This is a genomic window from Dysgonomonas termitidis (assembly GCF_054657735.1).
Genome location: NZ_BAAHYD010000003.1, coordinates 144,168 through 167,261, shown reverse-complemented (window position 1 = coordinate 167,261; position 23,094 = coordinate 144,168). Strand labels below are relative to the sequence as shown.

34 protein-coding genes are annotated in these 23,094 nt (G+C 41.8%); 6 read left to right on the top strand and 28 right to left on the bottom strand.

Features of this window, described 5'->3' with window-relative positions; translation table 11 throughout:
- Window positions 1-61 precede the first annotated feature (61 nt).
- On the top strand, window positions 62-1,567 hold the full coding sequence (locus ACYQ3L_RS21975) for a catalase (RefSeq protein WP_379997455.1): 1,506 nt from the start codon (window positions 62-64) through the stop codon (window positions 1,565-1,567).
- A gap of 221 nt (window positions 1,568-1,788) precedes the next feature.
- Here the strand turns inward: ACYQ3L_RS21975 and ACYQ3L_RS21970 are convergent, their stop codons facing one another.
- Entirely contained in the window at window positions 1,789-2,025 is a 237-nt protein-coding gene (locus ACYQ3L_RS21970; protein ID WP_379997457.1) for a hypothetical protein, read from the bottom strand.
- A 216-nt stretch (window positions 2,026-2,241) separates the two neighbouring features.
- On the opposite strand from ACYQ3L_RS21970, the gene ACYQ3L_RS21965 reads away from it, so the two are divergent.
- The 4 genes from ACYQ3L_RS21965 (at window position 2,242) to ACYQ3L_RS21950 (ending at window position 5,490) form a co-directional block, all read left to right on the top strand.
- Entirely contained in the window at window positions 2,242-2,883 is a 642-nt protein-coding gene (locus ACYQ3L_RS21965) for a helix-turn-helix domain-containing protein (protein ID WP_379997459.1), read from the top strand.
- A gap of 127 nt (window positions 2,884-3,010) precedes the next feature.
- Window positions 3,011-3,649 (top strand): outer membrane lipoprotein periplasmic chaperone LolA1, encoded by a 639-nt coding sequence (lolA1, locus tag ACYQ3L_RS21960; protein WP_379997461.1) that lies wholly within the window; start codon window positions 3,011-3,013, stop codon window positions 3,647-3,649.
- Window positions 3,650-3,760: 111 nt separating this feature from the next.
- Entirely contained in the window at window positions 3,761-4,702 is a 942-nt protein-coding gene (trxB, locus tag ACYQ3L_RS21955) for a thioredoxin-disulfide reductase (RefSeq protein ID WP_379997463.1), read from the top strand.
- 38 nt (window positions 4,703-4,740) lie between these two features.
- Complete coding sequence (locus tag ACYQ3L_RS21950) at window positions 4,741-5,490, top strand: helix-hairpin-helix domain-containing protein (protein ID WP_379997465.1); 750 nt, start codon at window positions 4,741-4,743, stop codon at window positions 5,488-5,490.
- Here the strand turns inward: ACYQ3L_RS21950 and ACYQ3L_RS21945 are convergent.
- The 4 genes from ACYQ3L_RS21945 to ACYQ3L_RS21930 are packed head-to-tail and all read right to left on the bottom strand — an operon-like array spanning window position 5,487 to window position 8,496.
- The gene (locus ACYQ3L_RS21945; protein WP_379997467.1) at window positions 5,487-6,137 is read right to left on the bottom strand and encodes a helix-turn-helix transcriptional regulator; all 651 of its coding nucleotides are present in this window, start codon (window positions 6,135-6,137) and stop codon (window positions 5,487-5,489) included. The genes ACYQ3L_RS21950 and ACYQ3L_RS21945 overlap by 4 nt on opposite strands.
- A gap of 42 nt (window positions 6,138-6,179) precedes the next feature.
- Entirely contained in the window at window positions 6,180-7,004 is an 825-nt protein-coding gene (locus ACYQ3L_RS21940; protein ID WP_379997469.1) for an alpha/beta hydrolase, read from the bottom strand.
- A 42-nt stretch (window positions 7,005-7,046) separates the two neighbouring features.
- A complete protein-coding gene (locus ACYQ3L_RS21935; RefSeq protein ID WP_379997471.1) occupies window positions 7,047-7,460 on the bottom strand; it encodes a hypothetical protein in 414 nt (137 codons plus the stop codon).
- A gap of 4 nt (window positions 7,461-7,464) precedes the next feature.
- The gene (locus ACYQ3L_RS21930) at window positions 7,465-8,496 is read right to left on the bottom strand and encodes a lysylphosphatidylglycerol synthase transmembrane domain-containing protein (protein WP_379997473.1); all 1,032 of its coding nucleotides are present in this window, start codon (window positions 8,494-8,496) and stop codon (window positions 7,465-7,467) included.
- Between the two features lie 316 nt (window positions 8,497-8,812).
- On the opposite strand from ACYQ3L_RS21930, the gene pbpC reads away from it, so the two are divergent.
- Entirely contained in the window at window positions 8,813-11,203 is a 2,391-nt protein-coding gene (gene pbpC, locus ACYQ3L_RS21925; protein WP_379997475.1) for a penicillin-binding protein 1C, read from the top strand.
- Window positions 11,204-11,539: 336 nt separating this feature from the next.
- Here pbpC and rplQ read toward each other — a convergent pair whose 3' ends face one another.
- The 23 genes from rplQ to rpsC all read right to left on the bottom strand — a co-directional run bounded on the left by rplQ (window position 11,540) and on the right by rpsC (window position 23,093).
- Window positions 11,540-12,166: a 50S ribosomal protein L17 gene (gene rplQ, locus ACYQ3L_RS21920; RefSeq protein WP_379997478.1), complete on the bottom strand. Its 627-nt coding sequence runs from the start codon at window positions 12,164-12,166 to the stop codon at window positions 11,540-11,542.
- 8 nt (window positions 12,167-12,174) lie between these two features.
- Window positions 12,175-13,167 (bottom strand): DNA-directed RNA polymerase subunit alpha, encoded by a 993-nt coding sequence (locus tag ACYQ3L_RS21915; RefSeq protein WP_006800234.1) that lies wholly within the window; start codon window positions 13,165-13,167, stop codon window positions 12,175-12,177.
- Window positions 13,168-13,175: 8 nt separating this feature from the next.
- Window positions 13,176-13,784 carry a 30S ribosomal protein S4 gene (gene rpsD, locus ACYQ3L_RS21910; RefSeq protein ID WP_379997480.1) on the bottom strand — a complete coding sequence of 203 codons (609 nt, stop codon included), beginning with the start codon at window positions 13,782-13,784 and terminating at the stop codon, window positions 13,176-13,178.
- Window positions 13,785-13,894: 110 nt separating this feature from the next.
- Window positions 13,895-14,284, bottom strand: a complete 390-nt coding sequence (rpsK, locus tag ACYQ3L_RS21905; protein ID WP_006800236.1) for a 30S ribosomal protein S11 — start codon at window positions 14,282-14,284, stop codon at window positions 13,895-13,897.
- Window positions 14,285-14,294: 10 nt separating this feature from the next.
- Complete coding sequence (gene rpsM / locus ACYQ3L_RS21900) at window positions 14,295-14,675, bottom strand: 30S ribosomal protein S13 (RefSeq protein ID WP_006800237.1); 381 nt, start codon at window positions 14,673-14,675, stop codon at window positions 14,295-14,297.
- 33 nt (window positions 14,676-14,708) lie between these two features.
- The gene (ykgO, locus tag ACYQ3L_RS21895; protein WP_006800238.1) at window positions 14,709-14,825 is read right to left on the bottom strand and encodes a type B 50S ribosomal protein L36; all 117 of its coding nucleotides are present in this window, start codon (window positions 14,823-14,825) and stop codon (window positions 14,709-14,711) included.
- Between the two features lie 11 nt (window positions 14,826-14,836).
- A complete protein-coding gene (infA, locus tag ACYQ3L_RS21890; protein WP_006800239.1) occupies window positions 14,837-15,055 on the bottom strand; it encodes a translation initiation factor IF-1 in 219 nt (72 codons plus the stop codon).
- A 17-nt stretch (window positions 15,056-15,072) separates the two neighbouring features.
- Window positions 15,073-15,873, bottom strand: coding sequence for a type I methionyl aminopeptidase (map, locus tag ACYQ3L_RS21885; RefSeq protein ID WP_379997483.1), 801 nt, complete (start codon window positions 15,871-15,873; stop codon window positions 15,073-15,075).
- Window positions 15,874-15,883: 10 nt separating this feature from the next.
- The gene (gene secY / locus ACYQ3L_RS21880) at window positions 15,884-17,200 is read right to left on the bottom strand and encodes a preprotein translocase subunit SecY (RefSeq protein WP_379997485.1); all 1,317 of its coding nucleotides are present in this window, start codon (window positions 17,198-17,200) and stop codon (window positions 15,884-15,886) included.
- Window position 17,201: 1 nt separating this feature from the next.
- Window positions 17,202-17,651: a 50S ribosomal protein L15 gene (gene rplO, locus ACYQ3L_RS21875; RefSeq protein ID WP_379997487.1), complete on the bottom strand. Its 450-nt coding sequence runs from the start codon at window positions 17,649-17,651 to the stop codon at window positions 17,202-17,204.
- A gap of 31 nt (window positions 17,652-17,682) precedes the next feature.
- Window positions 17,683-17,859: a 50S ribosomal protein L30 gene (gene rpmD, locus ACYQ3L_RS21870; RefSeq protein ID WP_006800243.1), complete on the bottom strand. Its 177-nt coding sequence runs from the start codon at window positions 17,857-17,859 to the stop codon at window positions 17,683-17,685.
- 18 nt (window positions 17,860-17,877) lie between these two features.
- The gene (gene rpsE / locus ACYQ3L_RS21865) at window positions 17,878-18,396 is read right to left on the bottom strand and encodes a 30S ribosomal protein S5 (protein WP_006800244.1); all 519 of its coding nucleotides are present in this window, start codon (window positions 18,394-18,396) and stop codon (window positions 17,878-17,880) included.
- 5 nt (window positions 18,397-18,401) lie between these two features.
- Complete coding sequence (gene rplR, locus ACYQ3L_RS21860) at window positions 18,402-18,746, bottom strand: 50S ribosomal protein L18 (protein WP_379997490.1); 345 nt, start codon at window positions 18,744-18,746, stop codon at window positions 18,402-18,404.
- Between the two features lie 19 nt (window positions 18,747-18,765).
- The gene (gene rplF, locus ACYQ3L_RS21855) at window positions 18,766-19,320 is read right to left on the bottom strand and encodes a 50S ribosomal protein L6 (RefSeq protein ID WP_291108957.1); all 555 of its coding nucleotides are present in this window, start codon (window positions 19,318-19,320) and stop codon (window positions 18,766-18,768) included.
- A gap of 22 nt (window positions 19,321-19,342) precedes the next feature.
- Window positions 19,343-19,738 carry a 30S ribosomal protein S8 gene (gene rpsH / locus ACYQ3L_RS21850; protein WP_379997492.1) on the bottom strand — a complete coding sequence of 132 codons (396 nt, stop codon included), beginning with the start codon at window positions 19,736-19,738 and terminating at the stop codon, window positions 19,343-19,345.
- Between the two features lie 135 nt (window positions 19,739-19,873).
- A complete protein-coding gene (gene rpsN / locus ACYQ3L_RS21845; RefSeq protein ID WP_379997494.1) occupies window positions 19,874-20,143 on the bottom strand; it encodes a 30S ribosomal protein S14 in 270 nt (89 codons plus the stop codon).
- Window position 20,144: 1 nt separating this feature from the next.
- Window positions 20,145-20,708: a 50S ribosomal protein L5 gene (rplE, locus tag ACYQ3L_RS21840; RefSeq protein ID WP_291108953.1), complete on the bottom strand. Its 564-nt coding sequence runs from the start codon at window positions 20,706-20,708 to the stop codon at window positions 20,145-20,147.
- Window positions 20,708-21,025: a 50S ribosomal protein L24 gene (gene rplX, locus ACYQ3L_RS21835; protein ID WP_379997497.1), complete on the bottom strand. Its 318-nt coding sequence runs from the start codon at window positions 21,023-21,025 to the stop codon at window positions 20,708-20,710. The genes rplE and rplX overlap by 1 nt, the downstream gene beginning before the upstream one ends.
- 20 nt (window positions 21,026-21,045) lie before the next feature.
- The gene (gene rplN, locus ACYQ3L_RS21830; RefSeq protein WP_006800251.1) at window positions 21,046-21,411 is read right to left on the bottom strand and encodes a 50S ribosomal protein L14; all 366 of its coding nucleotides are present in this window, start codon (window positions 21,409-21,411) and stop codon (window positions 21,046-21,048) included.
- Window positions 21,412-21,413: 2 nt separating this feature from the next.
- The gene (rpsQ, locus tag ACYQ3L_RS21825; RefSeq protein ID WP_006800252.1) at window positions 21,414-21,671 is read right to left on the bottom strand and encodes a 30S ribosomal protein S17; all 258 of its coding nucleotides are present in this window, start codon (window positions 21,669-21,671) and stop codon (window positions 21,414-21,416) included.
- A 6-nt stretch (window positions 21,672-21,677) separates the two neighbouring features.
- A complete protein-coding gene (rpmC, locus tag ACYQ3L_RS21820) occupies window positions 21,678-21,875 on the bottom strand; it encodes a 50S ribosomal protein L29 (RefSeq protein WP_296941741.1) in 198 nt (65 codons plus the stop codon).
- A 5-nt stretch (window positions 21,876-21,880) separates the two neighbouring features.
- The gene (rplP, locus tag ACYQ3L_RS21815) at window positions 21,881-22,312 is read right to left on the bottom strand and encodes a 50S ribosomal protein L16 (RefSeq protein ID WP_006800254.1); all 432 of its coding nucleotides are present in this window, start codon (window positions 22,310-22,312) and stop codon (window positions 21,881-21,883) included.
- Between the two features lie 22 nt (window positions 22,313-22,334).
- Window positions 22,335-23,093, bottom strand: a complete 759-nt coding sequence (rpsC, locus tag ACYQ3L_RS21810; protein ID WP_291111230.1) for a 30S ribosomal protein S3 — start codon at window positions 23,091-23,093, stop codon at window positions 22,335-22,337.
- Window position 23,094 lies beyond the last annotated feature (1 nt).

Genomic DNA, 23,094 nt, shown 5'->3' with positions numbered 1-23,094 from the left:
CTATACATATCTGACTCAAACTGCAATTTTAACTTATATACCACTTTAAACACACTGCATTATGGAAGAGAACAAAAAGATTCTAACTACAAATCAGGGAAATCCCGTAGACAATGACCAGGCCTCCATCACTACCCAAAAACACACGATGACTTTGCTGTCTGATGTACATACCGTAGAAAAACTGGCTCATTTCGATAGGGAACGTATTCCCGAAAGAGTTGTCCATGCCAAAGGTTCCGGTGCATTCGGCTATTTTGAAGTAACACACGATGTGGCAAAGTACACCTGTGCCGGTTTTCTCTCACAGGTAGGTAAACGAACCGAGATGCTCGCCCGCTTTTCCACTGTGGGTGGTGAAAAAGGCTCTGCCGACACTGCCCGTGACCCCCGCGGTTTCGCTTTGAAGTTCTATACCGATCAGGGGAATTATGACATGGTAGGTAATAACACCCCCACATTCTTTATCAGGGACGGCATAAAGTTTCCCGACTTTATCCATACACAAAAAAGAAATCCGCTGTCCAACCTGAAAGATGCGGACGCATTCTGGGACTTTTTGTCACTCACTCCGGAGAGCATCCACCAGGTTACAATTCTCTTTTCCGACAGAGGGACACCTGACGGTTATCGTCATATGCATGGTTTTTCGAGCCACACATATATGTGGTACAATGAGAAAGGAGAGCATGTTTGGGTAAAATGGCATTTCAAGACAGATCAGGGGATAAAGAACCTGACAGACCAGCAAGCTACTGAGTTGGCCGGTACCGACCCTGATTATGCTACACGCGATCTGTTCAACAGTATCGAAAAAGGTGATTTTCCTTCCTGGACTGCCTATGTGCAGATCATGAAGCCGGAAGAAGCCGATAACTATAAATTCGATCCTTTCGATATCACCAAGGTATGGTTCCACAGTGACTACCCCCTTATCCCTGTAGGTAAATTCGTATTGAACAGAAATCCGCAAAATTACTTCAACGAGATAGAACAAGCCGCTTTCTCTCCGGGTAATTTCGTGCCGGGGATAGCGTCTTCTCCCGACAAGATGCTTCAGGTCCGGCTTTTCAGCTATCCTGACACACAGAGACACCGGCTGGGTACGAACTTCGACCAGCTTCCTGTAAACGCGCCTAAATGCCCTATACACAATTATCAACGTGACGGACAGATGAATACCGGCAGCCAGGAAAGTGCACCTAATTATTACCCTAACTCATTTAACGGACCTGCGCCGGATATAAAATTCACTCCTCCCGCTATCGATGTGCAGGGAATGGCTGCGCGCCATGAATACCCATTGGGAGATATCGATTTTGTACAGGCCGGAGAATTGTATTCGCGCGCCATGTCCGATTATGACAGGAGCAATCTCATAAGTAATATTGTAGGGCATATCAAAAATGCGCAACAGCGCATTCAGTACCGTCAATGTGCCATATTCTATAAGGCGCACCCGGAATACGGGACACGTGTTGCCGAAGGTCTGAGATTAGATATCAACAAAGTAAAAAGCCTGGCAGCGATGAACCAGGAAGACAGGGTAAAAGCCACTGCCAGTTAATATCAACCATCTGAAATAAATAAGAGGCTGTCCCAAAAGTAATATTACACTATTAAAATGTTATCCTCTTTGTCATTGGCTCCGCTTCGCTTTGCCGAACGTTGTTTCTGAGTGTAACGAAGAATCTCGGCCCTCCGGATACGAGATGTTTCACTCCGTTCAACATGACAAAATGATATGAAAAAATACTTTTGGGACAGCCTCTTTATATATAACACAGTTCATTCCCTGAAGTCATAATCCTCCCGCTTAGCGAATCCCCCTTTAATAAGCAATTCCAGTGCACGGTTATAATCTCCTGACATCACCTGCAACCTTGCTCCTCCCCCTTCGGGTAAGGAAATTGTAATATATTCCCCATTTACGACACAATCTATGCCATTATCTATCAGGTATGACTTTGCGATAGCCAGATCAGCCTCAAAATCAGACGTCTTTACAGTTACCAGCTCATCCATAATATTATTCTTTAATTAATACTGTTTATAAATATACATAAAATTAATAAGTAATACGAATCAGTAGCCGGGATTTAACGTTCGATCCCTTTCTGCCACGCGAAAGATACTATCCAAAAGAGTACAACATTATTTAACTTAATTCACTCCATTATTTTCTTTGCCGATTATCTATACTGAAAGCAATTTTAATAACTGTTTAAATATTTCAGTATCATGGCAAAATATAACCAGGAATTGGCAGAAAAAATTACTTCATTGATTGCAGAAGAACTGTGCAGTATATCCGATATTTGTAAAGCAACAGGAATCAGCAGGAATACTTTCTACAAATGGAAGCGTGAGAATCCCGGCTTCGATAAAGAAATTGAAGACGCGATGAGTTATCGTAATGAGATATTGCTGTCAATGGCATATTCTTCTATCAAACAACGGCTCGGACGCTATACCCTTATTGAAGAAAAAGACATCTACACACCTGACGAGACTAACCCTGAGGAAATGATATTCAAATCGAAAACCGTACACAAAAAAGAGTACCTGCCCGATCTGAGGACGATAAAAATGATTCTCGACAGGGCCGATAAAAGCATAAAAGATAAGGCTTGCAAACGGGAATCTGAAATAAAGGATATTGAAATAAAAGAACCACAAGTTGCGACACACACTGCAACCATACCTGCCGGCGAAGAAACGGATAATATACAAGGGCTGCAACCAGCCACGATTTCAGAAAATAGTATATCCCAAAAGAAGAAAAACAATGTGGAAAACATGAAGAAGAATATTAAAATACCGGGTAGCTGCAAATTGCAAAGAAATACACGGCACAGGAAACAATTTTTGAAGGCAGGTTAGAAATTAATGCAGAAGTGTAACTTTTGTAACTTTTTATAAGAATTATAAGTGGAGCAATTCTTAGATACTGTGTTTAAACTTTTCTGTTTATTAATTGTCTATATTTGTATATTAAACAAAATAAGAAATGAAAATCAAATTATTCACATTATTCTGCCTTATCACATTCACAGCCGGATTATCTGCTCAAAATGCCCGTGAGATATTAGACAAAGCATCGGAAACATATAATAAGGCGGGTGCTGTAACGGCAAGTTTTACACTGGACTCGAAGGATACAAAAGCCCGGACAATTCACAGTTACGACGGTAAGGCCTTCATGAAGGGCAATAAGTTCAGGATAGAGATCCCCGACGCGATTACCTGGTTTGATGGAACCACGCAGTGGGTCTATATTAAAGACACCGAGGAAGTGAACATAAGTAATCCTACCGGGGAGGAATTGCAGGCAATCAGCCCTTCGGTACTATTCAATATATATAAGAAAGGATTCAACCTGTCATATAAAGGGGAAAAAAGACTAAACGGCAAATCATTGTATGAGGTCGAACTGATACCGCAGAAGAAGAGTGGTGATTTTACCAAAATAGTTGTCATGATAGATAAAGCAAACAATATATTCTCCCGGATTACGGTAACAGATAAAGCTGGAATAGAAAATACACTCATCATTAAAAGCTACCAGACCGGAAACAACCTGACTGACGACACATTCCAATTCAGCAAAAAGGAGTATCCGAGGGCTGAGATCGTCGATTTACGATAGATAGATTCTGTTTATCATACTATAAAAAATAAGAAATAGATAAACTTTGTACAAATAAATATTTTCTATATTTTTGCATTAAATATAAACAAAACATATAAATCTCACAACATGAACGAAAAAGTACGTTGCCTGATTATCGGTTCAGGCCCCGCAGGATATACTGCGGCTATTTATGCGTCTAGAGCAAATTTATCTCCTGTACTCTACGAAGGAATACAACCCGGCGGACAGCTGACAACGACCACCGAGGTTGAAAACTTTCCCGGTTATCCGGAAGGCATTACAGGCCCCGAACTGATGGAGGACCTGAAAAAACAAGCTACACGCTTCGGTGCCGATATACGTTTCGGTATCGCTACCTCTGTAGATTTTACGGGCTATCCCCGCAAAGTGACCATCGACGGGGAAAAAGTTATAGAAACCGATACGGTAATCATTGCTACGGGAGCCAGTGCAAAATACCTCGGATTACCCGATGAAACAAAATACGCCGGTATGGGAGTTTCTGCCTGTGCGACATGTGACGGGTTCTTCTACCGTAAGAAAGTAGTAGCCGTAGTAGGAGGTGGAGACACTGCCTGTGAAGAAGCTATATACCTGGCCGGCCTGGCAGAAAAGGTTTATCTGGTTGTACGCAAACCTTACCTCCGTGCATCGAAAGTAATGCAGGACAGGGCAATGCAAAATCCAAAGATAGAAATCCTGTTTGAATGCAATGCCGTGGGATTGTTTGGAGAGAACGGTGTGGAAGGCGCCCATATTATAAAACATCAGGGAGAGGCCAATGAAGAGAAATTCGACATCAAGATAGACGGATTCTTCCTCGCCATAGGCCACAAACCGAATACAGACATATTCAAAGACCAGCTTAATCTCGACTCCGTGGGCTATATCCTTACCGAACCGGGAACACCAAAAACATGCTTAGAAGGTGTATTTGCAGCGGGTGATGTTGCCGATCCACATTATCGTCAGGCTATTACAGCCGCAGGCACAGGTTGTCAGGCAGCGATAGAAGCCGAAAGGTATCTGAGCGAAAGGGGATTGTAATATAGTTACGGGTTACAAGTAAACGAGTTGCGGATGGGTTGAAACCCGAACGGTGCGAAACCACCAAAGACTTATTACTTGTAACCCGTAACTGCTTCAAGGAGAAGCAACCCGTAACTAAAACAACCTTGATGAACTGGAAAGACTACTTCTACTTTCAGAAACGTGACAGAACCGCAATACTGCTATTGCTCGTCCTTATCGCCCTCTCCGGAGGGATATACATCTTTACCAGGCCTAAGCAAAGCGCAGATAAAGAAAGCGTTACCGTTTCACCAACGCCACTAAGTACAAATATTGATACTTTGACCTGCAAAACGGCTACTAATATCTACGAACAGGAGAAGAAAAAGAACGCAGGCTATGCCTATCAGGAGAAGCTGAAAAGGGGTGAAACCATAGAGCTCAATTCGGCAGATACTACATCGCTGAAAAAGATTCCCGGTATAGGAACCGGTTTCGCAAACCGGATAGTCAGGTATCGCAATCTATTAGGAGGATTCGCGGATATCACACAACTGAAAGAGGTATGGGGGCTGGACAATGAATTGTATGAAAGGATCATGCCTTACATTACACTTACCCCTCAGGTAAAGAAGATAAAAGTCAATTCGGCAGAATTCACCGAATTGAACAAGCACCCCTATATCGATTACAGGCAAGCGAAGATTATTATGGATATCAGAAGCCGGAAAGGCAGTATAGAATCACTGAAACGCCTGTCCCTGCTCGAAGAATTTACCGAGGATGACATCAAAAGGCTCACACCTTACCTCTCTTTCGACTAGATATAATATTCGGCCAGATCTACCAGTCCCGCGCGCATAGCGTACTTGATGGCTTCGTGCACATTGTTTACCTCCAGTTTACGGAAGATATTCTTACGGTGAGTGATGATTGTGTGAAAGCTTAAATTGCGGTTAGATGCTATTTCTTTCGTCGTCCGCCCTAATGCTATCTCCTTGAGAATCTCTTTCTCAGTAACAGTAAGAATATGGTCCAGCGATTCGGTCATAGGCTTCTGGCTTTGCAGAAGCTGGTTTGTTACACGACCGCAGATAAAGCGTTCGCCACGGAATATATGCAGCAAACCCATATTTATTTCATCCAGTTCGCAGGACTTCAGTACGATGCTAAACGACTCGCTGCTCATAATCAGGCGACGGAGAAAGTCATAACTCAGTTCATCGGAAAATAACAGCCAACGGGATTGTGAGAAGCGATAGCCTACATTCATAAGCTCGTCCACACTTCCGAAATCGGAAAGAGTATAGTCCAGTATCACAACCGCATCGGGGACAGAGGCCAGTATCTTTATCAGATCGCCCTTACTATCCGCTATCTGAACAGAAGATGCCTTCTTCGTATCACTCACAAGGGTTTCCATCCCAATGCGCGTAATATCCTGCTTGTCGACTATTATTACATCTTTCATCTTCACCTTTAGGAGTTTGATATGATCAAAGGTCAAAGATAGTTATTTCTGTCCGAAAAATTTAGAAAAGAACATCATTTGATAATCCACCGCATTATTCCAGTAGTCATGTGTATGCGCCCCCGGACGTACAATATAATCGTGAGGGATATTCATGTAGAGCATTTTCTTATGCAGTTCTTCATTTACATTGTAGAAGAAGTCATTCACGCCGCAGTCTATTATAATAGCCAGAGAATTCGGCTGTATCTTATCCAATTGATCTATGACAGTATGCCTGTCCCACTGTTCTTTGTTATCTTTATATTTACCAAGCCAGCTTTTCATTTCCCAGTTATTCGGAAAAGGACGGATATCCACCCCTCCACTCATAGAACCGCATGCGCCGAACACGTCTGAATGATTTATCCCCAACCATAAACCGCCATGGCCGCCCATACTGAAACCTGTTACAGCACGCCCTTTCGGAGAAGCCACAGTATTGTAATGCTCATCTATATATTTAATAAGTTCGGAGCTTACATACGTTTCAAATTGCATCGACGATTCAACAGGGCTATCCCAGTACCAACTATTCTGCCCGTCGGGACAAACCACTATCATCTGCCAACGTGTAGCATCCTGGGGCAGGCTCTTTTTAGTACCTTTTACCCATGTATCGTATCGCCCCCCATAACCATGCAAAAGGTAAAGAACCGGATATTTAGCCGTGCTGTTTTTGTCATACCCCGCGGGGAGGACAACCACATTTTTGATTGTTTTGTTCATCTTTGGACTGAATACCTGAATGGTATCTACTGTTTGCGAAAACAATGGCAGGCAGACTATAGCTACCAACAAAGTCAAAGTTGTAAATAGTTTTTTCATTTTTCGTTAGATTATTTAGTTATTAGGTTCATCATTTTAATATCATCTGAATATACCCCAGTTATCATTCAATTTCTTTAATGCCGGACCTTCTTTATTCTCGGATTCCGTAAGTCCTTTTACACTATACCAATATTCGAATGGAGCAATATAATTCTCGAAATCGACATTCAGATGAATTATCGCCGTATCATCCGTATCATATGTTATCCAATATCTTCGCACCGACAATTTATTTTTCAGTGAATCAATCATCCTGATATCTTCGCCTTCGTCTTTCTCTGGAGCCGATATCTTATCTTTTAATAATTCGAAAGAGAACCTGTTGTCTTCATAAAACATCGTTATTTTCTCTTCTTCGGTATACCAGAATCGCTGGTAAGATATATAAAGAAATACCATTATTATGCATATTGTGAGTATCCCTCTAGTCGATCCGTTTCTCCTGTTGCTCATATAATCACTCCTCTTTCTTTCCAAATGATTTCTTCACCCATCCCGGTACAATCACTGCGCCCACAAACAGGTAGTTGTAATAAGTCAGCAGCCGCCAAAGGAGAATTATAACGGGTACCACTCCGGCTAAAGGTATAAACTCGCTCAGATATTGTTTGAATATAAATTCCGTAAATCCGCTTCCTCCAGGTGTAGGGCTAACCACCATCACCACCCACATAACAAACTGACGGGCAAATATCAGCAGATTTTCGTGCACCTGAAAGAATGCCATGAAAATAGCATTCACCACCAGGTAGCGGGAACTCCACGACAGGATAGTAGCCATTATCAGGGGGAACCAGTATGATAATGTTTTTCCTCTTATCTCCCGTGAACTCACAATAAGGTCGTCCCCGGCTTTAGCCGCGCTTTTGTGCCAACGACGGAGAAACGGCAATCTGAAAACCTTTATTATCAGCCAGCGGATAGCTTGAGGCTTGAAGAATAGCCCGATTATCAACAATGTACACAGGAGCATTTTAATAATGTAGGCGACGATAAAGAGCACCAACACTCCCGAACCCAAGGCTGTATTGTCGGCAAACAGGGAGTGAAAAGGGATAAATAACAGCAGCATCGGGAAGGTGACCACAAAAAACATCTCATCCAGCAACAAAGTCACAAATACCATCGCTGTACTACGTCCAACAGGGATTTTCTCTTTTGCCAGAAACAAAACGGCCATACTCGACCCTCCTACCACAGAAGGAGTGACTGCCGTGCCAAACTCAGCCAGCAACGTGACTTTGATACATTGTTTCCATGACAACTGCTTCTCGGAAAGGTAACGATAACGGATTACAAAACCCGTATCACGCCCAAGCATAAAACAAAAAGCAATAAAAATCCAGAAAACAGTATGTTCCGTTATTGTAATCTGCCTAAAATCATCCAGATCAAATTCACGGCTGAACATATAGAGGATAACCCCCATGCCTATAAATGCAGGCACAAGTATTTTCCATATGCTAAAGCTTGAAGATTCCTTTCCCATCCACAAAATCTGATGAAGATACAAAAATAAGAAAACATTTTATCTTTTTCTTTTCTTTTGTACATTTACAGTAAAGTAAGTTAATATATGAAGTAATTTGCGGAATATTAACACCATGAGGCTGTTTAGATAAATTATATAAAAAACAGGCCTGTAATTGGTATATTCTTCCATAACTTTATCTATATAATATAACCGGAAACATTAAAGCCGGAGATTAAACTGAAAAGGTAATAATAGGAAAAGTATGAAAAGGTGTAAAGTTCATCAGGTTTTAACAACTCATCAAATTAAACAATAGATAAAATAAAAAATAATGAGGCAGTTCCTGCAATCAACAAAAATATTCCTTATACGTCAGTGGGAACGATATAAGAAAGCTAAGATGAAATACCGGATTGGCATTCCTGTCTGCCTTATTTTACTCGCATGGTATATATTCTGTCTGCCGTCGCCATTATTCCATGTACCGTACAGTACAGTAGTATCCGACAGGCATGAGGAACTACTCGGCGCACGTATAGCCAATGACCAGCAATGGCGGTTCCCTATGTCAGATTCCATACCTGACAAATACAAGACCTGCCTGACAGAATTTGAAGACAGGCATTTCAACCGCCACTGGGGCGTAAATCCATTAGCCCTGGCCCGCGCGATAAAACAAAATATCAGTAGCGGACGGATCGTAAGCGGAGCAAGTACCATCACGATGCAAACTATCCGCCTCTCGCGTAAAGAGAACCGCACGTTCGGTGAAAAGTTCATCGAGATGATTCTGGCTACACGCCTTGAACTCTCTTACTCGAAAGACGAAATACTGAACCTGTATGCCTCACATACCCCTATGGGTGGAAATGTAGTAGGTATAGAGGCCGCATCGTGGCGATATTTCGGGCATCAAGCAGCTACCTTGTCGTGGGCAGAAGCAGCCACCCTCGCTGTATTGCCCAACTCCCCTACCCTGATGCACTTTGGTAAGAACAGGGACAAACTATTGACTAAAAGGAACAGGCTACTGGAGCTGTTGTATCAGCGGGAAATACTGGATAAAGTAGATTATGAACTGGCAATAGCCGAACCTCTGCCCTTCCAGCCACATCCCCTGCCCCAGGTAGCACCGCATCTTGTCACCCGCCTGTATAAAGAACAGGGCGGAAAGCACATAACTGCCACCATAGACAAATCGCAACAGGAACGTATAGAGTCTGTTCTCGGCCGCTGGAATGCCGAATTCTCCCAAAATGGGATAAGGAATATTGCAGCAATAGTTTTCGATGTACAAAAGAATGAGGTCGTAGCCTATTGCGGCAATGTAGACTTTGAAAAAAGTATTTCGGCCAACCAGGTGGATGTAATACAGGCGCCACGCAGCACAGGCAGTATTTTGAAACCATTCCTTTACTGTGCCATGCTACAGGAAGGCGAACTACTACCCGGCCAGCTACTACCCGATGTGCCGATTAATCTGAACGGCTTTGCCCCGAAAAATTTCAGCCTGCAATATGATGGGGCTACGCATGCTTCGGAGGCGCTTGCCCGTTCGCTTAATGTACCATTTGTTGTTTCACTCCGCAAATACAGCGTTCCTAAATTCTACAACCTGTTAAAACGGGCGGGAATGACTACACTCAACCGCACAGCCGACAACTATGGCCTGTCGCTTATTTTAGGGGGTGCAGAAGGCAAGTTGTGGGACATCAGCACCATGTACCTGCAAATGGCTCAACAACTCAATATATTCAATGAGGAAAGCCGGTATTATGATATGAAGCAGCCCTCATATATCCTAAGCGATGACAACGACCAAAAAGGTGATAGAAACCGGACTCCATTATTCTCGGCAGGAGCCATCTGGCAAACATTCGAAGCCTTGACAAATGTAAACCGTCCTGATGAGATAGACTGGCGCTCTATCCCTTCTATACAGAAAATAGCATGGAAAACGGGAACCAGTTTCGGATTCCGTGACGGATGGGCGGTAGGTATCAGTCCAAAATACGTTGTAGGCGTATGGGTAGGCAACTCCGACGGAGAAGGCCGTCCGGGGCTCACAGGGGCACGCACTGCAGGTATGGTGATGTTCGATATATTCAATGCCCTGCCGCAAAGCCGTTGGTTCGCCAGACCGGAAAGCGACCTTGTAAGAGCCGAGATATGCCACGAAAGCGGTTGTCTGAAAAGTATGAACTGTCCGGCTACGGAAACCGATACGATATGGATCAGTAAAAAAGGGCTGAACGGTTCGGTTTGTTCCTATCATAAACTGGTACATTTGTCCGAAGACATGAAGTATCAGGTATATGACGAATGCGCAGGTAAAAGGGGGATTATCCATACTTCATGGTTTATATTGCCTCCTTCGTGGGAATGGTACTATAAAGAACAACATCCGGCATACCGTCCGTTACCACCGTATTCACCCGAATGCAGTGAAGGTTCGGACATAAAACCAATGGATTTTATCTATCCTTTCCCCAATGCAGTCATCAGCCTGCCTAAACAATTGGACGGCACTCCCGGCCAGTTGGTCTTCGAACTGGCCCACCGTTCTCCACAGAACCGGGTATTCTGGCATCTGGACGGTCAGTATATCGGTGAGACGAAAGGATTCCATAAGATGGAGTACAGTCCGGCAAAAGGAGAGCATCATTTGATCGCTGTCGACGAAACCGGAGAGAGTATTTCTGTAAAATTTTCAATTAAGTGAATATTTTAATAAAGACATAAACATCTGATAAACAAAGCTGTAGACCGACAATGATTTAATTAATTCAATATTTCTTCATTTTTTTTTAATTCGTTATGCAACGTTTCCCATATTTAGCCATCTTATAAATGTAAAGTAGATTAAATACCTACTAACGAATAAACAGACTTCCCAACCTTACGCAGAGTTTAAACAAACTACATTGACTTCACATTCGAGATTTGTGTGATGTTCTGAGACAATAGTTCTACAGAAGAACTGGCTTTTATTAAAGCAAAAAAAAGTATCCTGTTTCAGGATACTTTTTTTATTATATAAATAAGAGTCTATAATCTCTTATTCTTCAGTCTTAGGCTTGTCTTCTTCAGTAGCCGGAGCTTCAGTAGCTGCATCATCAACTAAAGGTAAAGATTCCGGAGCAGCTTCCAATGCTTCTACTTCTTCCACAACAGGTGCTTCAGGAGTGGCTACAGCTTTTGCTTTTGGAGCTACAGTTTCTTTAGCTGTTTCAGGTTGGTCAGCAGCTTTCTTGGATCTACGGGTTCTACCTTTCGATGCAGCTTTCTTCTCCTTCAACATATTTTCGTTATAGTCTACCAATTCAATAAAACACATAGAGGCATTATCCCCCAAACGGTTACCAGTCTTGATAATACGGGTGTATCCTCCGGGACGGTCAGCTACTTTCTGAGATATATTCTGGAATAACTCAGTTATGGCAGCTTTAGTCTGATCGCTGTTAATCTTAAGATCCTGGAAAACCAGACGTCTCGAATGTGTTGTATCTTCTTTCGATTTTGTAATCATCGGCTCTATAACCTTCTTCAAAGCCTTTGCTTTGGCTACGGTCGTAAAGATACGCTTATTAGGGCTCATGATCAAAGATACACACATATTAGCCAGCATGGCATTTCTGTGTGAACTGGTACGCCCTAAATGATTAAATTTTTTATTATGTCTCATGTCGCTTACTAATCTTTATCTAATTTATATTTAGAAATATCCATACCGAAAGACAGGCTCAGGCTATCCAACAGTTCATCAAGTTCGGTAAGTGATTTTTTACCAAAGTTTCTGAATTTAAGAAGGTCATTCTTATTGAATTGCACTAATTCACCCAGTGTCTCTACTTCTGCCGATTTCAAACAGTTAAGGGCACGAACCGAAAGGTTCATATCAGATAACTTAGTCTTCAGAAGCTGACGCATATGCAGAATTTCTTCATCGAATTCTTCGTTTCCATCCACTTCGCTTTGCTCAAGAAGGATCTTCTCATCTGAGAACAGCATAAAGTGGTGGATAAGAATTTTAGCAGCTTCTTTCAATGCATCTTTTGGATGAATAGAACCATCGGTTGCTATTTCTATCACAAGTTTCTCATAGTCCGTTTTCTGCTCTACACGATAGTTTTCTATCGAGTATTTCACATTGCGGATAGGAGTATAAATAGAATCAATAGCTATAACATTAACATCGTCGGACAGATTGCGATTTTCATCAGCAGGTACGTATCCACGGCCTTTGTTAATATTCAATTCGATTTGGAAGCTAGCATTCTTGTCTAAATGACAGATTTCCAAGTCAGGGTTCAATACTTCAAATCCTGACAGATGCTTTCCAATATCTCCAGCTTTGAATACTTCGGCACCTGAGACTGTAATACTCACCTTCTCGTTTTCGATCTCTTCTACTATCTGCTTGAAACGTACTTGTTTCAGATTCAGAATGATATTTGTAACATCTTCTATAACACCCGGTACGGTGGCAAATTCATGTTCAACACCGTCGATTTTTATAGAAGTGATAGCAAAACCTTCAAGAGATGAAAGCAGAATACGGCGTAAAGCATTACCAACGGTAATACCATATCCGGGTTCTAAGGGACGAAATTCGAATTTTCCGAAGAAATCGTCCGCTTCTAACATCAATACTTTATCCGGTTTTTGAAATGCTAATATAGCCATGAATTTAATTAATTTTTAGAATACAACTCTACGATCAACTGCTCTTTAATGTTTTCAGGGATATCTGCTCTTTCAGGCAGGTGAAGGAACTTACCTGTCATAGATGCTGCATCCCATTCGATCCAAGGGTATTTACTATGGTTGAACCCAGACAATGCTTCGCTTACTACTTCCAGAGATTTTGATTTCTCGCGGACTGCGATCAATTGTCCCGGTTTGATTGTATAAGACGGAATATTCACGACCGAACCGTCCACTGTGATGTGGCGGTGAGATACAAGCTGACGGGCAGCCGCTCTCGTAGGCGCTATTCCAAGACGGAAAACAACGTTATCCAATCTTGATTCCAACATTTGAAGCAGCACTTCACCTGTGATACCACGTGATGAAAGCGCTTTGTCAAACATGTTGCGGAATTGTCTTTCGAGTACACCATATGTGTATTTTGCTTTTTGCTTTTCACGCAATTGAATACCGTACTCGGACGATTTTTTCTTCCTTCCGTTTCCGTGTTGTCCGGGAGGGTAGTTCTTTTTAGAAAGAACTTTGTCAGGTCCGAATATTGGCTCTCCGAATTTACGGGCGATTTTTGATTTTGGTCCAGTATATCTTGCCATTTTCTTTACTAATTAATAATTGATGAAAGCTGAAATTGTGCAGCCGCGATTACAGAGAGGGTAAACTTGCAATCAAAATCACAATTTAAGTTCCAAATTTAAAATTTTGATTAAACTCTTCTGTGTTTTGGAGGACGGCATCCGTTGTGAGGAAGCGGAGTAACGTCAACGATTTCTGTTACTTCTATTCCTGCTGCATGGATAGTTCGGATAGCAGACTCACGTCCGTTGCCCGGTCCTTTTACATACACTTTTACTTTTCTCAATCCTAAGTCAAATGCAACTTTGGCACAATCTGATGCTGCCATTTGAGCTGCGTACGGGGTGTTCTTTTTTGAACTTCTGAAACCCATCTTCCCTGCCGACGACCAGCTGATAACCTGGCCATCGCTGTTTGTAATCGAAATAATGATATTGTTGAAAGAAGAATGTACATGAGCTTGTCCTGTAGCATCCACTTTAACGTTTCTCTTTTTCGCTGCGACTGTTTTCTTTGCCATATCAAATTAATTATTTTGTAGCTTTTTTCTTGTTAGCAACAGTTTTCTTTCTACCCTTCCGTGTACGGGCATTATTTTTAGTACTCTGACCTCTCAAAGGCAGACCGATACGGTGACGGATACCTCTGTAACAGCCTATATCCATCAATCGCTTGATATTAAGCTGTACTTCCGAACGCAAGTCTCCTTCTACTTTGAACTGGGCAGCGATGATTTCACGCACTTTACCAGCCTGATCGTCATTCCAGTCTTTCACTTTGACATCTTTGTCTATTCCTGCTTCAGCCAGGATTTTGTTAGCAGAACTACGTCCGATACCATAAATGTATGTCAAGGCTATTTCGCCTCTTTTATTTTGTGGTAAATCGACACCAACTATTCTTATTGCCATATATTTTTTCGATTAATTTGCAAAATTAATAAATTATCCCTGACGTTGTTTGTACTTAGGATTTTTTTTGTTAATAACGTATAAGCGTCCTTTTCTCCTGACAATTTTGCAATCAGCGGTACGCTTCTTCAATGATGCTCTTACTTTCATATGTTTGTTTTTTATTTGTATCTGAATGAAATCCGTCCTTTTGATAAATCATAGGGTGACATTTCCACACGTACTCTATCTCCCGGAAGTATTTTGATATAGTGCATACGCATCTTTCCTGAGATGTGCGCGGTTATTTCATGTCCGTTTTCAAGTTCGACACGAAACATCGCGTTTGATAGTGCTTCTACGATCACTCCGTCTTGTTCTATTGCTGCCTGTTTAGCCATATATAAATAAAGGTTTTTTAAATTGCGTTATTTCCTAAAACAGCTTCTACAAATTCAAATGTTGATAAAATATCAGCTTTTCCCTGGCGAATAGCCACAGTATGTTCGAAGTGGGCCGAAGGTTTACGGTCACGGGTCCTGATAGTCCAGCCATCGCTTTCGAAAACAACATTCTTGCTCCCCATGTTGATCATCGGTTCTATTGCTATACACATCCCTTTCTTGAGTAAGGGGCCTGTACCCCGTTTGCCATAGTTAGGAACCTCAGGTGCTTCATGCATCTTACGTCCTATACCATGTCCTACCAGTTCGCGAACAACCGAATAACCACGTTTCTCACAATATGTCTGAACAGCATCGCTGATATCGCCTATGCGATTACCATCTACCGCCTTTTCTATTCCCTTATAAAGCGCTTCTTTCGTCGCTCTTAGTAAAGCTTTCACGTCTTCTGCTACTTCTCCTACACAAAATGTATAGGCCGAATCGCCACAAAACCCGTTTTTTTCTGTACCACAATCGACAGAAATAATATCTCCGTCTTTAAGAACATAGTCTGTTGGAAATCCATGTACAACCTGTTCGTTAACTGAAGCACAAATCGCTCCCGGAAAATCCACAGCACCCGGAGCACCCTTATATCCCAAGAAGGAAGGTCTGGCTCCGTGATCCTGTATAAATTCTTTCGCAATTTTATCTAATTGAGCCGGAGTAACCCCCGGTTTTATATGCTTTGCCATTTCGCCCAGGGTCATACCTACAAGGCGATTTGCTTCACGCATCAATTCGATTTCTTCGTCTGTTTTCAGAAATATCATTTAAACCTCCTTAATATGCTGCAATTGAACCCGAACGGCCTTTGATTCTGCCCGATTTCAATAAACCGTCATAATGTCTCATCAACAAGTGGCTTTCGATCTGCTGTAATGTATCAAGCACAACCCCAACAAGGATCAACAATGATGTTCCTCCAAAGAATTGTGAGAATTCACGGCTTACCCCGAAGTAGCTGGCAAACGCAGGAAGAATGGCAACCATAGCCAGGAACAATGATCCCGGGAATGTTATACGAGACATGATAGAATCGATATAATCCGCTGTTTTCTTTCCCGGTTTGATACCCGGTATAAATCCGTTATTACGTTTCAGTTCATCGGCCATCTGCACAGGGTTTATGGTCACAGCTGTGTAGAACCATGTGAAAGCAATAATAAGAAATGCAAACACAACATTATATGCTACGCTGGTATGATCCATAAATGAGCCCAGGAACCCGCCTTTTTCGGTAGAGAATCCCGCAATAGAGATAGGCACAAACATAATTGCCTGGGCAAAGATGATAGGCATTACGTTAGCAGCATTTACCTTCAATGGTATATACTGGCGTGCGCCGCCATATTGTTTGTTCCCAACAACTCTTTTTGCATACTGTACCGGTATACGCCGTGTACCTTGTACCAACAGGATTGCTCCGCAAATAATAAGCAACAGGAATACAATTTCGGCAAGGAACATAACCAATCCGCCTCCCTGGCTTGCCAGACGTGAAGAAAATTCACCGATAAGCGCATGTGGCAAACGGGCTATAATACCCACCAAGATGATGAAAGAGACTCCGTTTCCGATACCTTTATCAGTGATACGTTCTCCTAACCAAAGAACAAACATACTACCTCCGGCCAGGATAATGGTTGAAGGAATAAGGAAGTCCCATGAAGTAGGAGCCGCCGCACCCAATGCACCCAACAGGTAAGCCGGACCCTGGAATAGAAGTATGGCCACTGTCAGATAACGTGTGTACTGGTTCATTTTGGTACGTCCGCTTTCACCTTCGCGTTGAAGTTTTTGGAAATACGGCACAGCCATACCCAGCAACTGCATAACGATAGAGGCAGAGATATAAGGCATAATACCCAATGCAAAAATCGACGCATTAGCAAATGCACCTCCCGAGAACATGTTCAATATGTCCAGGATACCCCCCGAAGTCTTAGCCTGAAGGGCATTAAGAGCTGCCGGGTCTACACCTGGCAGGACAATATGAACTCCGAAGCGATAGATCACTACGAAAAAGAAGGTAATCATGAGTCTTTTCCTAAGATCCTCAATCTTCCATATATTTTCCAGTGTTTTTACTAATCCCATCTTACTTCAGTTTAGTTACTGTTCCACCTATTGCCTGAATTGCAGCTTCCGCTGTTTTTGAGAAAGCGTGAGCTTCAACATCCACTTTAGTAGTGACAGCTCCGTTTCCTAATATTTTCACTAATTGATTGGAAGAAATAAAGCCTGCATCGATCAATGTCTGAATATCGATTTTAGCAAGTTTCTTGGTTTCTGCCAAACGTTGCAAAACGTCCAGATTGATTGCTTTGTATTCTACCCGGTTTATGTTTTTAAATCCGAATTTAGGCAAACGGCGTTGGATAGGCATCTGCCCTCCTTCAAATCCGATCTTCTTAGAATAACCTGATCTGGACTTAGCTCCTTTATGACCTCTTGTGGAAGTACCACCTAATCCTGAACCCGTACCACGTCCGATTCTTTTTCCGGTTTTAGTTGATCCTTCAGCAGGTCTCAAATTTGATAAACTCATATTTTTATATTTTTTTATCTTATAAACTAAATTACTCTACAATAGTAACCAAATGGTGTACTTTGTTGATCATCCCTCTGATAGCAGGTGTATCTTCGTGTTCTACCACACGGTTCAACTTTTTCAGCCCAAGAGCGTCTAAAGTTAATTTTTGGTCTTTCGGACACTTGATTCTGCTCTTAACTTGTTTAACTTTAATCTTTGCCATAATAATTTTCTTTGCAAATTAACCTTTAAACACTTTTTCCATAGAAATACCTCTGTTCTGTGCTACAGTGTATGCATCTCTCAACTCACCTAAAGCTTCGATCGTAGCCTTCACAAGGTTGTGAGGGTTTGACGAGCCTTTCGATTTAGCCAATACGTCTGTTACACCTACGCTCTCAAGCACGGCACGCATCGCACCCCCTGCCTTCACCCCTGTACCGGGAGCAGCCGGGCGAATAAGTACTTCAGAACCTCCAAAACGGGCAACTTGCTCGTGAGGTACTGTTCCTTTAAGTACCGGAACTTTGATAAGGTTTTTCTTAGCAGCTTCAACTCCTTTAGCTATAGCTGTCGTTACTTCACCAGCTTTACCTAGACCCCAGCCTACTATACCATCTTCATTTCCTACAACTACGATAGCAGCGAAACTGAATGTACGTCCCCCTTTTGTTACTTTAGTAACACGGTTGATCGCAACTAGCCTGTCTTTTAATTCGATATCGTTGGTCGATTTTACTCTATTGTTAACTCCTGCCATGTCTATTAAAATTTAAGTCCACCGTTACGGGCAGCATCTGCCAATTCTTTAATTCTACCATGGTACAGGTAACCGTTACGGTCAAATACCACAGTTGTTACACCAGCTTCCTGAGCATTCTTAGCAATTAGTTCACCAACTTTCGCGGCTATTTCTTTTTTAGGAGCCTTGTCTGCTATTTTAAGAGACGAAGCCGCTGCCAAAGTCTTACCTGTAAGATCGTCGATAACCTGCGCATATATTTGCTTGTTGCTTCTGAACACTGTCAGACGCGGACGTTCGGTAGTTCCTGAGATCTTCCCGCGTACGCGTAATTTTATTTTATTTCTTTTATCTGTCTTTGTTACCATGATTACTACAGTTTATGAATTATTTACCTGCGGTTTTACCAGACTTGCGACGGATAACTTCACCTACAAAGCGTATACCTTTACCCTTATATGGTTCCGGTTTACGGAATGAGCGAATTTTCGAGCAAACCTGACCGATCAGTTGTTTATCACAAGATTCTAAAATGATTAGCGGGTTCTTGTTTCTCTCCGATTTTGTTTCAAGGCTTACTTCTTTCGGCAACATCAAAAAGATATTGTGAGTATAGCCTAATGAAAGTTCCAAGATCTGACCGTTGTTTGACGCACGGTAACCAACCCCTACTAATTCCAATTCTTTGCGATATCCTTCAGAAACTCCAACAATCATATTGTTGATCAACGATCTGTACAATCCATGCAGAGAACGGTGATTTTTTTCGTCAGACGGACGTGCTACTGATAACACACCATTTTCAACAGAGACTTTGATATCCGGATTAACTTCTTGCGATAGTTCTCCTTTTGGTCCTTTTACTGTAACTAAATTATCCTTGCCAACAGTAACGTTTACTCCGGCCGGAAGATTTATGGGTAATTTTCCTATTCTTGACATAACTTTACTATCCTCCCCTTAATTAATAAACATAACACATTACTTCGCCGCCGACTTTCAGCTCGCGAGCTTCTTTGTCTGTCATCACTCCTTTTGAGGTAGATACTACAGCTATACCCAGTCCGTTAAGGACACGAGGCAAATCTTTATACCCTACATATTTACGAAGACCTGGAGTTGAAACACGGATTAATTTCTTAATCGCGTTCACTTTATTTACAGGATCGTATTTCAAGGCTATTTTGATAGAGCCCTGAGGTCCTTCTTCTACAAACTTATAGTTAAGAATGTAGCCTTTTTCCAAGAGAATTTTTGTAATCTCTTTTTTCAAATTTGACGCCGGAATTTCTACAACTCTGTGTCCAGCCATGATGGCGTTTCTTACGCGCGTCAAATAATCTGCTATTGGATCTGTCATGATTAAATTGATTTAAATTAATCCCGCATCCGGGACAATATTTAAAAAATAATTATAAATGATGAATTAAGAATTATAAATTGGAATCAGGAATAGCATCAATCCTCAATTCATCATTTATAATTCATAATTCTTTTACCAGCTTGCTTTCTTCACTCCCGGTATTAAACCTTTAGAAGCCATTTCCCTGAATTGGATACGGGAAATTCCGAACTGGCGGATAAAGCCTTTCGGACGACCTGTAAGGCTGCAACGGTTGTGCAGACGTACCGGTGAAGCATTCTTAGGCAGAGCTTGCAGCGCTTCGTAATCGCCATCGGCTTTGAGTTGCGCTCTCTTAGCTGCATATTTAGCAACCATCTTAGCTCTTTTTACCTCACGAGCTTTCATTGATTCTTTTGCCATCTTATATCAATTCTTTTTTTGCGTTCTTAAATGGTAGTCCGAACTCTCTCAGCAGGGCATACCCTTCTTCATCCGTTTTGGCGGAAGTTACAAAGGTAATATTCATTCCCAAAATACGACTAATATTGTCAATATTAATTTCAGGGAAGATGATTTGCTCCTGGATACCCAATGTATAATTCCCTCTTCCGTCAAGCTTGCTTTCGATACCTTTAAAGTCGCGGATACGGGGCAATGCTACACGTACAAGTCTTTCAAGAAACTCGTACATTCTGTCGTGGCGCAGTGTAACCATCACACCGATAGGCATTTTCTTACGCAACTTGAAGTTCGATATATCTTTCTTAGAGTATGTCGCTACTGCTTTTTGTCCGGTGATAGTTGTGATTTCGTTAATCGCTGTTTCGATTATTTTCTTATCGGCAACTGCTATACCAAGACCTTGATTAATTACTATTTTCTTCAATACAGGAACCTGCATTGTTGATTTATAACCGAATTCTTTCATCAAAGAAGCTACAATACGGTCTTTATAATCTGTTCTAAGAGTTGTTGTATTGCTCATTATTTAATTTCCTCCCCTGATTTTTTAGCGTAACGTACTAGCTTTCCATTCACTTCTTTACGACCGACACGTGTAGGTTTTCCCGATTTAGGGTCTACTACGTTAAGGTTAGATATATGAATGGCAGCTTCTTTCTTCTCTATTCCTCCCTGAGGGCTTTTAGCGTTAGGCTTAGTAGATTTGGATACCATGTTCAGGCCTTCAACGATAGCGCGGTTCTTTTCAACCAACACTTTCAGCACGCGGCCGGTTTTACCTTTGTCGACACCGGTATTCACATAAACTATATCGCCTTTTTTGATATGTAATTTACTCATTGCTTTTTTAGTTTTATGGATTATAGTACCTCTGGTGCCAACGAAACGATTTTCATATTAGTTGCGCGAAGTTCACGGGCAACTGGTCCGAAAATACGGCTTCCTCTGATTTCACCTGCTGCGTTTAGCAATACACAAGCATTGTCATCGAAACGGATATAAGAACCGTCTACACGGCGGATTTCTTTTTTAGTACGCACGATGATAGCTTTTGTTACAGCACCTTTCTTAATATCACTCGAAGGGATTACATTCTTGATAGCAACCACAATCACATCCCCTACAGACGCATAACGTCTTCTTGTACCGCCTAATACGCGGATACATAAGCATTCTCTAGCCCCACTGTTATCAGTAACTACTAGTCTTGATTCTTGTTGTATCATAATTATTTAGCCCTTTCGATTATTTCGATTAATCTCCATCTTTTAGTTTTACTCAACGGACGAGTTTCCATGATGCGTACTGTGTCGCCGATGTTACACTCGTTCTTTTCGTCATGAGCATGATATTTCTTCGTTTTGTTAACGAATTTTCCATAAATAGGGTGTTTTTCTTTCCATTTTACAGCTACTGTGATGGTTTTGTCCATCTTGTTGCTGAAAACGACCCCGAATCTTTCTTTTCTTAAATTTCTCGTTTCCATCAGCTCTTATTTATTTTTTAGTTCTCTGTGGCGGATCTCTGTTAAGAAACGTGCTATATCGCGACGCTTTTCTTTAATCTTAGTCGGAGCATCCAATGGAGATACACTGTGGTTTAACACCAATTGGTTTAATGCTATTCTTTCAGCATCTAATCTTTCTTTCAATTCTTTGTCCGAAAGTTCTCTTACTTCTGCAATTTTCATACTTCTTAAGCGTTTTGAGTTAAGTCATAATCTCTGCGAACTATAAATTTAGTAGTCACAGGAAGCTTTTGTGCTGCAAGGCGCAATGCTTCTTTTGCCACATCATAAGATACTCCTTCGATTTCGAATAGTATTCTACCAGGTGTAACCGGTGCAACGAACCCTTCAGGAGATCCCTTACCTTTACCCATGCGGACTTCGGCAGGTTTCTTAGTGATTGGTTTGTCAGGGAAAATTCTAACCCAAACTTGTCCTTGACGCTGCATGTAACGAGTTACTGCAATACGGGCCGCTTCTATCTGGCGCCCTGTGATCCATTTGTTCTCCAGGGTTTTGATGCCAAACGAACCGAAAGCCAGTTCATGCCCTCTCTGAGCATTACCTTTCATACGACCTTTTTGCTGTCTTCTGAATTTTGTTTTCTTCGGTTGTAACATTTTACTTCAAACGTTTTTTTAATTACTTTCTCTTATTTCTCTTGAAACCTTTTCCCTGTTCTCTGTCGCCTCTGTCGTTACGACGGTCACCGCCACCTCTGTTGTTAGAGTGGCCACCATCTTTAGACGCAACAAATGAAGGTGCAAGGTCTTTCTTGCCGTAAACTTCTCCACGGCAAATCCATACTTTGATACCTATCAAACCAACTTTTGTCAATGCTTCGGCATGTGCATAGTCGATATCGGCACGGAATGTATGAAGTGGAGTACGTCCTTCTTTATACATTTCCGAACGAGCCATTTCCGCTCCGTTCAAACGGCCTGAAATCTGAATCTTGATACCTTCGGCACCCATTCTGATCGTAGAAGCGATAGCCATTTTGATAGCACGGCGATAGGCGATTTTGCCTTCCACCTGACGCGCTACATTGTTAGCTACGATAACTGCATCCAGCTCAGGTTTTTTGATTTCGAAAATATTGATTTGAATATCTTTATCTGTAATTTTCTTCAACTCTTCTTTCAGCTTGTCTACTTCCTGTCCGCCTTTACCGATAATGATACCCGGACGTGCTGTACAAACTGTAATAGTTACAAGTTTCAGTGTTCTTTCGATAACGATACGCGATACACTGGCTTTAGCTAGACGGGCATTCAGATATTTACGGATTTTGCTGTCTTCCAGCAGTGTGTTGCCGTAACTTTTGCCTCCATACCAGTTAGAGTCCCATCCTCTGATGATTCCTAAACGATTTGCTATTGGATTTACTTTTTGTCCCATC

Excerpts from the sequence above, each read along its gene's own strand:
- ACYQ3L_RS21975 (WP_379997455.1), top strand. The coding sequence starts at position 62 with ATGGAAGAGAACAAAAAGATTCTAACTACAAATCAGGGAAATCCCGTA.
- ACYQ3L_RS21970 (WP_379997457.1), bottom strand. The coding sequence starts at position 2,025 with ATGGATGAGCTGGTAACTGTAAAGACGTCTGATTTTGAGGCTGATCTG.
- ACYQ3L_RS21965 (WP_379997459.1), top strand. The coding sequence starts at position 2,242 with ATGGCAAAATATAACCAGGAATTGGCAGAAAAAATTACTTCATTGATT.
- lolA1 (WP_379997461.1), top strand. The coding sequence starts at position 3,011 with ATGAAAATCAAATTATTCACATTATTCTGCCTTATCACATTCACAGCC.
- trxB (WP_379997463.1), top strand. The coding sequence starts at position 3,761 with ATGAACGAAAAAGTACGTTGCCTGATTATCGGTTCAGGCCCCGCAGGA.
- ACYQ3L_RS21945 (WP_379997467.1), bottom strand. The coding sequence starts at position 6,137 with ATGAAAGATGTAATAATAGTCGACAAGCAGGATATTACGCGCATTGGG.
- ACYQ3L_RS21940 (WP_379997469.1), bottom strand. The coding sequence starts at position 7,004 with ATGAAAAAACTATTTACAACTTTGACTTTGTTGGTAGCTATAGTCTGC.
- ACYQ3L_RS21935 (WP_379997471.1), bottom strand. The coding sequence starts at position 7,460 with ATGAGCAACAGGAGAAACGGATCGACTAGAGGGATACTCACAATATGC.
- ACYQ3L_RS21930 (WP_379997473.1), bottom strand. The coding sequence starts at position 8,496 with ATGGGAAAGGAATCTTCAAGCTTTAGCATATGGAAAATACTTGTGCCT.
- pbpC (WP_379997475.1), top strand. The coding sequence starts at position 8,813 with ATGAGGCAGTTCCTGCAATCAACAAAAATATTCCTTATACGTCAGTGG.
- rplQ (WP_379997478.1), bottom strand. The coding sequence starts at position 12,166 with ATGAGACATAATAAAAAATTTAATCATTTAGGGCGTACCAGTTCACAC.
- ACYQ3L_RS21915 (WP_006800234.1), bottom strand. The coding sequence starts at position 13,167 with ATGGCTATATTAGCATTTCAAAAACCGGATAAAGTATTGATGTTAGAA.
- rpsD (WP_379997480.1), bottom strand. The coding sequence starts at position 13,784 with ATGGCAAGATATACTGGACCAAAATCAAAAATCGCCCGTAAATTCGGA.
- rpsK (WP_006800236.1), bottom strand. The coding sequence starts at position 14,284 with ATGGCAAAGAAAACAGTCGCAGCGAAAAAGAGAAACGTTAAAGTGGAT.
- rpsM (WP_006800237.1), bottom strand. The coding sequence starts at position 14,675 with ATGGCAATAAGAATAGTTGGTGTCGATTTACCACAAAATAAAAGAGGC.
- ykgO (WP_006800238.1), bottom strand. The coding sequence starts at position 14,825 with ATGAAAGTAAGAGCATCATTGAAGAAGCGTACCGCTGATTGCAAAATT.
- infA (WP_006800239.1), bottom strand. The coding sequence starts at position 15,055 with ATGGCTAAACAGGCAGCAATAGAACAAGACGGAGTGATCGTAGAAGCA.
- map (WP_379997483.1), bottom strand. The coding sequence starts at position 15,873 with ATGATATTTCTGAAAACAGACGAAGAAATCGAATTGATGCGTGAAGCA.
- secY (WP_379997485.1), bottom strand. The coding sequence starts at position 17,200 with ATGGGATTAGTAAAAACACTGGAAAATATATGGAAGATTGAGGATCTT.
- rplO (WP_379997487.1), bottom strand. The coding sequence starts at position 17,651 with ATGAGTTTATCAAATTTGAGACCTGCTGAAGGATCAACTAAAACCGGA.
- rpmD (WP_006800243.1), bottom strand. The coding sequence starts at position 17,859 with ATGGCAAAGATTAAAGTTAAACAAGTTAAGAGCAGAATCAAGTGTCCG.
- rpsE (WP_006800244.1), bottom strand. The coding sequence starts at position 18,396 with ATGGCAGGAGTTAACAATAGAGTAAAATCGACCAACGATATCGAATTA.
- rplR (WP_379997490.1), bottom strand. The coding sequence starts at position 18,746 with ATGGTAACAAAGACAGATAAAAGAAATAAAATAAAATTACGCGTACGC.
- rplF (WP_291108957.1), bottom strand. The coding sequence starts at position 19,320 with ATGTCAAGAATAGGAAAATTACCCATAAATCTTCCGGCCGGAGTAAAC.
- rpsH (WP_379997492.1), bottom strand. The coding sequence starts at position 19,738 with ATGACAGATCCAATAGCAGATTATTTGACGCGCGTAAGAAACGCCATC.
- rpsN (WP_379997494.1), bottom strand. The coding sequence starts at position 20,143 with ATGGCAAAAGAATCAATGAAAGCTCGTGAGGTAAAAAGAGCTAAGATG.
- rplE (WP_291108953.1), bottom strand. The coding sequence starts at position 20,708 with ATGAGCAATACAACAACTCTTAGAACAGATTATAAAGACCGTATTGTA.
- rplX (WP_379997497.1), bottom strand. The coding sequence starts at position 21,025 with ATGAGTAAATTACATATCAAAAAAGGCGATATAGTTTATGTGAATACC.
- rplN (WP_006800251.1), bottom strand. The coding sequence starts at position 21,411 with ATGATACAACAAGAATCAAGACTAGTAGTTACTGATAACAGTGGGGCT.
- rpsQ (WP_006800252.1), bottom strand. The coding sequence starts at position 21,671 with ATGGAAACGAGAAATTTAAGAAAAGAAAGATTCGGGGTCGTTTTCAGC.
- rpmC (WP_296941741.1), bottom strand. The coding sequence starts at position 21,875 with ATGAAAATTGCAGAAGTAAGAGAACTTTCGGACAAAGAATTGAAAGAA.
- rplP (WP_006800254.1), bottom strand. The coding sequence starts at position 22,312 with ATGTTACAACCGAAGAAAACAAAATTCAGAAGACAGCAAAAAGGTCGT.
- rpsC (WP_291111230.1), bottom strand. The coding sequence starts at position 23,093 with ATGGGACAAAAAGTAAATCCAATAGCAAATCGTTTAGGAATCATCAGA.